General features: G+C 69.4%; 10 protein-coding genes. 4 read left to right on the plus strand and 6 right to left on the minus strand.

Translation table 11 applies throughout. The features are described 5' to 3' along the window. Nucleotides 1-6 precede the first annotated feature (6 nt). Nucleotides 7-1518: an MmgE/PrpD family protein gene (locus ACY5KJ_RS13400; protein ID WP_462203480.1), complete on the minus strand. Its 1512-nt coding sequence runs from the start codon at nt 1516-1518 to the stop codon at nt 7-9. Nucleotides 1519-1771: 253 nt separating this feature from the next. Between ACY5KJ_RS13400 and ACY5KJ_RS13405 the strand changes: the two genes are divergently transcribed. Together ACY5KJ_RS13405 and ACY5KJ_RS13410 are read left to right on the plus strand one after the other, a co-directional pair. After that, entirely contained in the window at nt 1772-1960 is a 189-nt protein-coding gene (locus tag ACY5KJ_RS13405) for a hypothetical protein (protein ID WP_462203489.1), read from the plus strand. Continuing rightward, the gene (locus ACY5KJ_RS13410; RefSeq protein ID WP_462203481.1) at nt 1897-2286 is read left to right on the plus strand and encodes a hypothetical protein; all 390 of its coding nucleotides are present in this window, start codon (nt 1897-1899) and stop codon (nt 2284-2286) included. Before ACY5KJ_RS13405 ends, ACY5KJ_RS13410 begins: the two co-directional genes overlap by 64 nt. 183 nt (nt 2287-2469) lie before the next feature. Here the strand turns inward: ACY5KJ_RS13410 and ACY5KJ_RS13415 are convergent, their stop codons facing one another. Both ACY5KJ_RS13415 and ACY5KJ_RS13420 read right to left on the minus strand, forming a co-directional pair. Continuing rightward, a complete protein-coding gene (locus ACY5KJ_RS13415) occupies nt 2470-3381 on the minus strand; it encodes an NADP-dependent oxidoreductase (protein WP_462203482.1) in 912 nt (303 codons plus the stop codon). A 97-nt stretch (nt 3382-3478) separates the two neighbouring features. Next, the gene (locus ACY5KJ_RS13420) at nt 3479-3763 is read right to left on the minus strand and encodes a hypothetical protein (protein ID WP_462203483.1); all 285 of its coding nucleotides are present in this window, start codon (nt 3761-3763) and stop codon (nt 3479-3481) included. A 298-nt stretch (nt 3764-4061) separates the two neighbouring features. On the opposite strand from ACY5KJ_RS13420, the gene ACY5KJ_RS13425 reads away from it, so the two are divergent. Continuing rightward, on the plus strand, nt 4062-4643 hold the full coding sequence (locus tag ACY5KJ_RS13425; protein WP_462203484.1) for an NADPH-dependent FMN reductase: 582 nt from the start codon (nt 4062-4064) through the stop codon (nt 4641-4643). Between the two features lie 189 nt (nt 4644-4832). Here the strand turns inward: ACY5KJ_RS13425 and ACY5KJ_RS13430 are convergent, their stop codons facing one another. Together ACY5KJ_RS13430 and ACY5KJ_RS13435 are read right to left on the minus strand one after the other, a co-directional pair. Further along, nucleotides 4833-6116 carry an L-2-hydroxyglutarate oxidase gene (locus tag ACY5KJ_RS13430; RefSeq protein WP_462203485.1) on the minus strand — a complete coding sequence of 428 codons (1284 nt, stop codon included), beginning with the start codon at nt 6114-6116 and terminating at the stop codon, nt 4833-4835. Between the two features lie 128 nt (nt 6117-6244). Next, nucleotides 6245-8131, minus strand: a complete 1887-nt coding sequence (locus ACY5KJ_RS13435) for a glycoside hydrolase family 15 protein (RefSeq protein ID WP_462203486.1) — start codon at nt 8129-8131, stop codon at nt 6245-6247. A 329-nt stretch (nt 8132-8460) separates the two neighbouring features. On the opposite strand from ACY5KJ_RS13435, the gene ACY5KJ_RS13440 reads away from it, so the two are divergent. Further along, a complete protein-coding gene (locus ACY5KJ_RS13440) occupies nt 8461-8859 on the plus strand; it encodes a hypothetical protein (RefSeq protein ID WP_462203487.1) in 399 nt (132 codons plus the stop codon). 11 nt (nt 8860-8870) lie between these two features. On the opposite strand, the gene ACY5KJ_RS13445 is transcribed toward ACY5KJ_RS13440, so the two are convergent. After that, the gene (locus ACY5KJ_RS13445; RefSeq protein WP_462203488.1) at nt 8871-9338 is read right to left on the minus strand and encodes a PGPGW domain-containing protein; all 468 of its coding nucleotides are present in this window, start codon (nt 9336-9338) and stop codon (nt 8871-8873) included. Nucleotides 9339-9533: the final 195 nt, after the last annotated feature.

The raw sequence follows: 9533 nt of genomic DNA on the forward strand, positions 1-9533 counted from the left end.
CAGGCCCTAGAACAGGCCGGTGACCGAGCCGGTCGAAAGCGGCCAGTCAGGCACCAGGGTCAGCTCGCCGAGCTCGTCGGGCCGCAACTCCGGCAGCCGCACCGCCGCGTCGAGGAAGCGGTCCTGCTCGTCGGTCGGCACGACGCCCTCGGCCAGCCGGCGGAACTTCGCGACATACTCGGCCCGCCCGAACGGCCGGGCGCCCAGCGGATGGGCGTCGGCGACGGCGATCTCGTCCGCGACGACGGAGCCGTCGGCCAGGGTGACGACGACCCGGCCGCCGAACGCCTTCTCGGCCGGGTCGGTCGCGTGGTAGCGGCGGGTCCACTCCGGGTCCTCGACCGTGGTGATCTTCTGCCACAGCTCGACGGTGTCCGGCCGGGCGGCGCGCTCGGGCGCGTAGGACCGCTCGTGGTGCCAGTCCCGGTCCTGCAGCGCGACGGCGAAGATGTAGGGGATCGAGTGGTCGAGGGTCTCGCGGCTGGCCTTCGGGTCGTACTTCTGCGGGTCGTTCGCACCCGAGCCGATCACGTAGTGGGTGTGGTGGCTGGTGTGGATCACGATCGACCGCATCGTCGCCAGGCTGTCGCCGAGGCGCGGGCCGAGCCGGCGGGCCAGGTCGATGAACGCCTGGTTCTGGTACTCGGCCGAGTGCTCTTTGGTGTAGGTGTCGAGGATGCCGAGCTTGGGCTCGCCGGGGCCGGGCAGTCCGACGACGCACTGCGCCGCCGCGCCGTCGAGCATCCAGGCGATCACCCCGTCTTCACCCTCGTAGATCGGCGAGGGCGCGCCCTCGCCCCGCATCGCCCGGTCTACGGCCTCAACGGCGATCTTTCCGGCGAACGCCGGGGCGTAGGCTTTCCAGCTGGAAATCTCGCCCTTGCGGGACTGCCTGGTCGTCGTCGTGGTGTGCAGCGCCTGACCGACCGCCTGGTAGACAGTCTCGGTCGGCAGGCCGAGCAGCGTGCCGATACCGGCCGCGGCCGACGGGCCGAGGTGCGCGATGTGATCGATCTTGTGCTTGTGTAGGCAGATCGCGCGGACCAGGGCCACCAGGATCTCGTAGCCGGTGGCGAGGCCGCGCAGCAGGTCGCGCCCGCCGAGCCCGGCGTGCTGCGCCGCCGCGAGGATCGGCGGGATGTTGTCGCCGGGATGCGAGTAGTCGGCGGCGAGGAACGTGTCGTGGAAGTCGAGCTCACGCACGGCGACACCGTTCGCCCACGCCGCCCATTCGGGCGAGACCCTGGTCTCGGGCGGCAGGCCGAAGACGGTGGCGCCGGCGCGGCCGGCCGGCGGGGCGTGCCGCAGCGCCTGCTCCCGCGCCGCCGTCACCGGCTTGCGAGCTAGGGACGCCGCAGCCACCCCGGCGTTGTCGATCACACGGTTGATGGCCATCTCGGTGACCTCCAGGGTCACCTCCACCGGATCGGACGCGACCGCGGCGATCTTCCAGGCGAGCTGCTCCTCGCGGGCCAGTCGCTCCTCGCTGCGGTAGACACGCACCTTGTGCTCGATCATGCGGTCCTTCTTCTCCTCGGGTCGCGTTTCCGCACGCAAGCTCGAACATTCGCATGCGGTCGAACGGCCGGTCCAGGCAGCTACGAGGTCCTCACGGTCAAGCAGCCGTACCCGAACGGCAAGCCCGAGTCGTACGTGCTGGTGCGTTGCGGCGCGCCCGCGCCGGCCCTGACCGGGGACCTCGCCAAGGCGCAGCGGCGACGCTGCCCTCGTCAACGCCGTCATCACAGCCACGGAAGCCAGAACCCAGGCGCTGCTCGAAGCCGGCGTGCCCGGCACCGGAACCGCCTCCGATGCCCTCGTCGTGTGCTGCCCAGACGGCCCCGTCAACGGCCCCCCTGCCGTCCACGGCGCTGAAGCTGGGCCCGTCGCGACGCGATGCCCTCCGAGGACAAGATCAGCCGGCTGCGGCAGCTCATCCGCCGTGTCGAGAACGATCTGAGCACCCTCGACGCCGACGACCGCGCCCAGATCGAGGAGGCCATCTACAACGAACGGCCCCGGAAGCATCGGGACGCGTGCCGCGGGTATTGGACCGGATGTACCGTCTGGAAATCGATGCCCACGTGCACCGTCGCGGCCGCCTTCGATGACCCGCTCCTGCGGTCTCTCGATGCCATTCACCTCGCTACCGCCCTTCGGCTGTCCGACGAGAACGACACCCGGTTGGAGGCGTTCGTCACCTACGACAAGCGCCTTCTCGAAGCGGCGCGCCGAGCCGATCTCCCGACCGCGTCGCCGGGCCCGCACTCTGCTGCGGGGCGCTGATCGTCCCGCCCGCTCCACGGCCGGCACGCCTTGAACGAGCCTTCTGGGCCCAGCTCTCCAGCATCGGTGCCGAACGGAACGCAGACGCAGGGTAAGCGGTGGAGACGGGCCTCCCACCAGAAATATGGAACGCATGTTCGACTCGTCGGCGTCGCCGCCCGTCGCGACGCGGGTGGGGGCAGGTCATGCGGGGGTCAGTACGACCTTGCCTCGGCCGTGGCCGGTGCCGACGTCGCGGTGGGCGTCGGCGGCGCGCTCCAGTGGGTAGGCCTGGCGTAGCCCGATCTTCAGCTGTCCTCGTGTGTACAGCCCGACCAGCTCCGAGAGTCGTGCCGCGGAGCGTTTGCTGCCTAGCCAGCGGACGCCGAGTTCCTGGTAGAGGTCGAAGGCGACGATGGTGCCAATGCGGTGCCGGTCCGGGACGAGTTCGATTGCGGCGCGTAGTCCGTCGGCGCCGGCGGCGTCCAGGCTGGCGGTTACTCCGTTGGGGGCGAGGGCACGTACGCGGTCGACGAGGCCGTCGCCGTAGGCGACGGGGGTGGCGCCGAGGGAGCGTAGGTAGTCGTGGTTGGCGGGGCTGGCGGTGCCGATCACGGTGGCGCCGGCGAGCGTTGCGAGTTGGACGGCGATGGTGCCGACGGCGCCGGCGGCGGCGTGGATGAGGAAGGTGTCGCCTGAGCCGATCTTGAGTTCCTCGACGGCGGTGTGGGCGGTTTGTCCGGCGCCGGAGAGTCCGCTGGCGATCTGTGCGGGCAGTGCGGCGGGTCTGGGTACCACCTGGTCGGTGGGGACGACCAGGTATTCCGCGTAGCAGCCCAGGGAACGGAAGCCGAGGACTTCGTCGCCGGTGGTGATGCCGGTGACGTCCGGGCCGGTCAGGTCGACGGTACCGGCGAACTCGTTGCCGAGTATCTGGGGACGGCTGAGTTCGACGCCAGGGGGTATCCAGCCCTCGCGGGTCGCCAGGTCGACTGGCTGGACGCCGGCGGCCCGTACCCGTACTCGGATCTCGCCGGGGCCGGGTTCGGGCTGGGGCAGTTCGACGAGTTGGAGGACGTTGGGTGGGCCGGGGTCGAAGAATGCGGCGGCTTTCATCGGTTCCACTCTCCTGTCGGGTTGCTCCGCGCCTCGGCGCGGAGGTGGGGTTTCTGCCGCGTGGCAGCGCGGACATGGGTTTTCCGTACCGGTCTGGTTACCCGTCGGTGACGGGGGCGCCGTGGTCGGCGGGGGTGGGGTGTTCCCGCGTTGTCGCCGTCTTCTTCTCACGGATGGTCGCTGAGATGGTCATGGTCATCAGGTAGGCGCTGGTGATCCATGCCTGGGCGGTGAGCCCGTGCAGCGAGTCCGCCACGGTCCGGGTGGCGGTCGCCATGATCGTCATGTCCAGCGCGGACATGAACACACCGGTGAGGAGCCCGAAGAGGACCACCCGGGTAGTCGTCCGGCTGAGTTCCGGCCCCTCCGCAGGCGCGGCCATCGCTGACATCCTTGCTCTCTCTCGAAGCGCCCTGCTGCATCCGGTGACGAGGTGGTGACACGCAAAGTCTGCAACCTCAACCAAGGTTGAGGTCAACGGAGTCGAGAGATGACGTAGTGGGCCGCGCTGCCGGCCGGCCCGCGCGGAGTCGTTCACCGCCGCCCGCATAGCACCCGCATGACTGCGCGACCCACCGGCCGGGAGACGACCTTGACTTCAATCATGGTTGAGGTTTTAGAGTTCCGGGCGCCTGCTGGCGAGAGCGGATCTCGCCGATCCGCGGAATGAGAGGACTTTCATGCTCGATCAGCCCATCAACCTCGCGGTAGTTATTGGAAGCAACAGGGTGGGACGTTTCGCCCCGGTGGTCGCCCAGTGGTTCACCAAGCAGGTATCCGCCCACGATTCGATCGTCACGAATGTCGTCGACCTCGACGACGTCAGGCTGCCGGAGAGGCTGGGTACCTCCAGCGGTCCAGAAGTCGCGGAACTGGCGGACGTCACCCGGCAGCTTGCCGCGGCCGACGCCTTCGTCGTGATCACCCCCGAGTACAGTCACAGTTATCCGGCCGTTCTCAAGAATGTCATCGACTGGCATTACACCGAGTGGCAGGCGAAGCCGGTGGGTTTCGTTTCCTACGGCGGCCAGGCGGGCGGCCTGCGCGCGGTGGAGCACCTGCGCCAGGTCTTCGCCGAGTTGCACGCGGTCACCATCCGCGATACGGTCAGCTTCCACGGTGCCTGGGCCCAGTTCCACGCCGACGGCACGCCCAAGGATCCCGAAGGCTGCAACACCGCTGCCCAGACCCTGATCAGGCAACTCGAGTGGTGGGCGGTCGCGCTCGCGGAGGCCAGGGAGAAGCGTCCCTACACGGTGTGAACGGCGGCCTCGCGCGGGGGCGGAATCAAGCGGTCATAGCGACGCGTGCTTCGCCAGCAAATCGTTGAAAACCTCGACCGGCTTCGCCCATCCCAGCGTCTGCCGTGGCCTGGTGGGTGGCCGCGTCGGGTTTGATGCACGGGTTGCCGCGGGATTGTCAATCTCGGGCTTGTCGGTTTCTCGGGCCCGTCAGCCGGCCCGTTCGGAAACGATCTTGCTGACGATGTGCTCAGCGATCGCCAACGACGCCGTCGCGCCGGGAGACGGCGCGTTACGGACATGCACGACCCGCCCGTTGTGGGACAGGACGAAGTCGTCGACGAGGCTACCGTCGCGGGCGACGGCCTGGGCCCGGACTCCCGCGGGGCCGCGAACCACGTCGGTGGCCCGCAGGTCGGGGACATAGCGCCGGGCCTCGGCGACGAAGGCCCGCTTGCTCGCCGTGCGCAGCATCTCCTTGGCGCCGGTCTTCCAGTGGGTCTTCGCCATCTTGTGGAACCCCGGCCAGGCGAGCGTCCGTCGCAGGTCGGTGCCCTGGACGGTGCCGACCGTGTACCCCTCTCGGGCAGTGGCCAGCACCGCGTTCGGCCCGACCAGGATCTCCCCGTCGATGCGCTTGGTGAGATGGATGCCGAGGAAGGGATATCGCGGATCCGGAACCGGATAGATCAGCCCATGGACGAGGCCACGCCGCTCGGGGCGCAGCAGCCAGTAGTCGCCCCGGAAGGGAACGATCTGCGGGGAGGCGTCCTCACCGGTCAGCGTCGCCACCAGGTCCGACTGCAGCCCGGCACAGGAGATCAGCAGGTCGAACGGCCCGACGCTTTCGGAGACGACGGCGACCCGGCCACCGTCGCGGGACGCTAGCTCGTGATTGCCGTTGGGTCGCGCGCGCGCGGTTCCGGCGACCGTGAGGCGGAGGTGGACGCCGGCTGGGCGATCCTCCACCCCGATCACCTCGGCTCCGGTGCGCACGGCCCCGCCAGGGGCGACGATCTCGGTACGCAGGGCCCGCGCGACCCCGGGATAGTCGATGATGGCGGTGGTGGGTGAGTGCAGGGCGGCGACCCCGCGGGCGTGGGGTTCGACGGACCGCAGCTCGTCGGCGTCGAGCATCCGGGTCCGCGGTACGCCGTTCGCCGCCGCCCGCTTCTCGATCTCGGCCAACCGTTCGAGCTCGCTGTTGTCGACGGCGACCACGATCTTGCCGCACTCGTCGTACCGGATGCGGTGCGTGGCGCAGAACTCCCGCAGCAGCCCGACCCCACGGCGGCACAGGGTCGCTTTGAGCGAGCCTGGGACGTAGTAGAGACCGGCGTGGACGACGCCGCTGTTGCGGCCGGTCTGATGCCGGGCGATGTCCTGTTCCTTCTCGAACACCGTCACGGCCGATCCCGGTTCGACCTGCCCGAGCCGACGGGCGACCGCCAGCCCGAGAATTCCACCGCCGATCACCGCGATGCGACCTGCCACGCCCGTCCCCTGTCCGTCCGTCGAAAGCGTGAATCCCGATCACGCCGATCGTACGAATCCAGTATCGGCGTGCACGGTATGTTACGAGTCGGTAGTCAGCCCGGTAGCCAGCCGGGTGTCCCGCGGGCTCAGCCGAAGAAGTGGCCGGGCGGGTGGGCCCGGTCGGTGCGCGAGCGCGGTGTGCCGCGCAGCGCGTCGGTGAGCGTCCGCGCGGTGTTGACCAGGGGGACGTGGCTGAACGCCTGCGGGAAGTTACCCGTCATCCGGCCCAGCCTGGGGTCGTACTCCTCCGCGAGGAGCCCGACGTCGTTACGCAACGACAGCAGGCGTTCGAACAGCTCCTGAGCCTCGTGGACCCGCCCGGACAGGGCGTAGTTGTCGGCCAACCAGAAGGTGCAGGCCAGGAAGGCGCCCTCGCCCGCGGGCAGTCCGTCGACCGCGCCGTCCTCGGCCGTCGGATACCGCAGGACGAACCCGTCCTCCATCAGCTCCCGCTCGATGGCGGCGACTGTTCCCACGGCGCGGGGGTCGGTGGCGGGCAGGAACCCCACCAGCGGCATGTACAGCAGCGCCGCGTCGAGTTCCTTGGAGCCGTAGAACTGGGTGAAGGTGTTGCGTTCGGAGTCGAACCCGCGGGTGCAGACCTCCGTGTGGATCTCGTCCCGCAGCGCCGACCAGCGGTCGACGGGGCCCGGTAGCCGGGACTCGACGATCCCGCGTACCGCCCGGTCGGCCGCGACCCAGGCCATCACCTTCGAGTGGACGAAGTGGCGGCGGGGGCCGCGTACCTCCCAGATGCCCTCGTCGGTCTTCCGCCAGCCGGTCTCGAGGAAGTCCATCAGCTTGGTCTGCAGCGGCCAGGAGTCGTCCGCATGGCTCTCGGTGATGGTCTGCCCGCCGGGGAGCGCCAGCCCGGGCACGGGCTGGCGACGGTTGGCGACCGCGACCCGCGCGACATGCAGGGCGTCGAGGACCTCGCCGTAGACGTCGAGCTGGAACTGGTCGACGGCGGCGTTGCCGACCCGCACCGGGGCGGAGTTCTCGTACCCCGGTAGCCACGGGATCTCGTATTCGGGCAGCCGGCGTTCCCCGGCCACGCCGTACATGATCTGTACCCGGGAGGGGTCACCGGCGACCGCGCGCAGCAGCCACTCCCGCCAGGCGGTTGCCTCGCTGGTGAACCCGGCGTCGAGCAGGGCGAGCAGCGTGATCGTCGCGTCCCGCAGCCAGCAGTACCGGTAGTCCCAGTTGCGCACGCCGCCGATGTGTTCCGGCAGCGAGGTCGTGACGGCGGCGACGATCCCTCCGGTCGGGGCGTAGGTGAGCGCCTTGAGGGTGATCAGCGACCGGCGGACGGCCGGCTGCCACTGGCCGTCGTAGGTGCAGCCCGCCATCCAGTCCGACCACCACGCCTCGGTGAGGGTGATCATGCGCCGGAGGTCGTGGGACGGCGGGGGAGTCTGATGGGAGGGGGCCCAGGTCAGCGAGAACGGTACCGACTGGCCGGCGGCGACGTGGAAGTCGGCGTAGGTGGCCATGTCGTGCCCCTCCATCGGGGCGGTTGTCCGCAGGGTGACCGCATCCGGCCCGGCCACCGCCGACATGGTGTGCTCGTCCACCCGGCGGACCCACGGCACGATGGAGCCGTAGTCGAAGCGGAACCGGGTCTCCGATCGGAGGTGGACCGCACCCTCGAGGCATTCGACCAGGCGGAGCACGGTGTGCGTGCCGGCGCGGGGGAACATCGCGTCGACGATGCGCACGGTGCCGGACGCGGTCGTCATGTCCGTCTCCAGCACCAGCGTGTCGCCCCGGTAGCGCCGGCTGATGCCCAGGACCGGCTCGACGGGCGCGATCTTCCAGTGGCCGGCCTCGGAGTCGCCGAGCAGGGCGGCGAAGCACGACGGCGAGTCGAATCGGGGCAGGCACAACCAGTCGATCGACCCAGTGCGCGACACGAGCGCCGCGGAGTGGGTGTCGCCGATCAGCGCGTAGTCCTCGATCAGGGATGGCACGACCTGTTCCTCGCTCCCATGGTCCACTGGTTGTGATCATCGTTGGATCGATGATCGTCGGATAATTGATGATCATCGGGGTCGATGTCATCGGGGTCGCCCGCCGTTGGGCGCGATCGCGGGCACAGCGCCGCCGGTCGACGGTGAACCGGTACGAGCACGCCGCGCAGCGGTGGGCCGGCGGTTACCCGTGGCGGAGGTCGCTAAGCCTCATGAGGGCGTTTACCTTACGGACCCGCTCGGCGGACTACGTTGGGGGTCCGGTCATGGCGGTGCTCCAGCCGTCGTCCGGACCAGATTTCCTTCCCCGATGTGACAGGACTCACCACGTGGCCCCATCGTCGTCACCTGCTGTCACCCGTGCCGCTCGCTACCTGGCCGACCCTCGGCGCCGGACGATGGTCGTCGTGGCGGTACTCGCCACCATCGGCCTGATCGTCTTCGGGATCTACGCGACGTTGGACGGGCCGCCGCCGCAACAGGAGGCCGTCGTGTACTTCGCCCCGGGAGCCACCGAGGCGCAGAAGGACGCGGTGCGCGCCGCGTGCCCCTCGGTGGGCAGGGCCATCCAGCTGCCGAAGGACCGCAACCAGCTGGCCACCAGCCGGATCTATCCGCTGCGGTACGACGTTGCGAAGGCGTCGACCGTCGACCGCGCGGCCCTGTACAAGTGCGTGTACGCCCAGCCGCACGTACTCGGGATCAGTCAGGTCACCCAGGGCCAGTAGACCTTCGCCCATCAGGATCGACTCTTCTCCGGCTCCCGTTGGGCGAGGAGTTCGGCGGGCGTGGGCCGGCCGGCATCGCGGGCCTCCTTCGCCTGCCAGAGACTCACGATCATGGTGGTCAGGATGACGAGCCCACTGAGGATCAGGCTTCCGCCGGACCACCCGGAGGACGCGGGAAGGGTGTCGACCACGATCCACGCGATTCCCGCGGCGATCATCCCCAGCGCGAACAGAATCGTGAACGCCGACGAGAACCGGTTCGCGGCCGCCTGATCGGCGAGGTCGGCGGCCTTGCGCCGGGCCTGCTCGAAACGGCCGCGCGCCCACTCGTACTCCAGGCTCAGGATGAAGAACCCGAGCGCCACGACGAGGAATCCCGGGCCCGGCAGCGCCAACATCGCGATCCCGAGGCCGAGGACGCCGAGACCCAGCACGGTCAGGGCGATCCGGCGGAACAGGCGGGCGCTTCGGGTCAGCACGTCGGGTAACCCTCCTGAGCGGATCGTGGACGGGGCGGGAGTGTCCTCTGGGACGGTGCTCTACTGCGACGCTCTACTGCGACGGTGTCCTACTGCGACGTTCTTCCGTCATAACGCATCACGCAAGAACATCGTGGCGGGGATCTCCTCGACCTCCTCGACCGAATACGTGTCGTGATGCCGACATGCCAACAT

This window comes from Frankia sp. CcWB3 (genome assembly GCF_977927595.1).

What these genes read in the sequence shown, in the direction of transcription:
- ACY5KJ_RS13400 (WP_462203480.1), bottom strand. Translation starts at nt 1,518, where the DNA reads ATGATCGAGCACAAGGTGCGTGTCTACCGCAGCGAGGAGCGACTGGCC.
- ACY5KJ_RS13410 (WP_462203481.1), top strand. Translation starts at nt 1,897, where the DNA reads ATGCCCTCCGAGGACAAGATCAGCCGGCTGCGGCAGCTCATCCGCCGT.
- ACY5KJ_RS13415 (WP_462203482.1), bottom strand. Translation starts at nt 3,381, where the DNA reads ATGAAAGCCGCCGCATTCTTCGACCCCGGCCCACCCAACGTCCTCCAA.
- ACY5KJ_RS13420 (WP_462203483.1), bottom strand. Translation starts at nt 3,763, where the DNA reads ATGGCCGCGCCTGCGGAGGGGCCGGAACTCAGCCGGACGACTACCCGG.
- ACY5KJ_RS13425 (WP_462203484.1), top strand. Translation starts at nt 4,062, where the DNA reads ATGCTCGATCAGCCCATCAACCTCGCGGTAGTTATTGGAAGCAACAGG.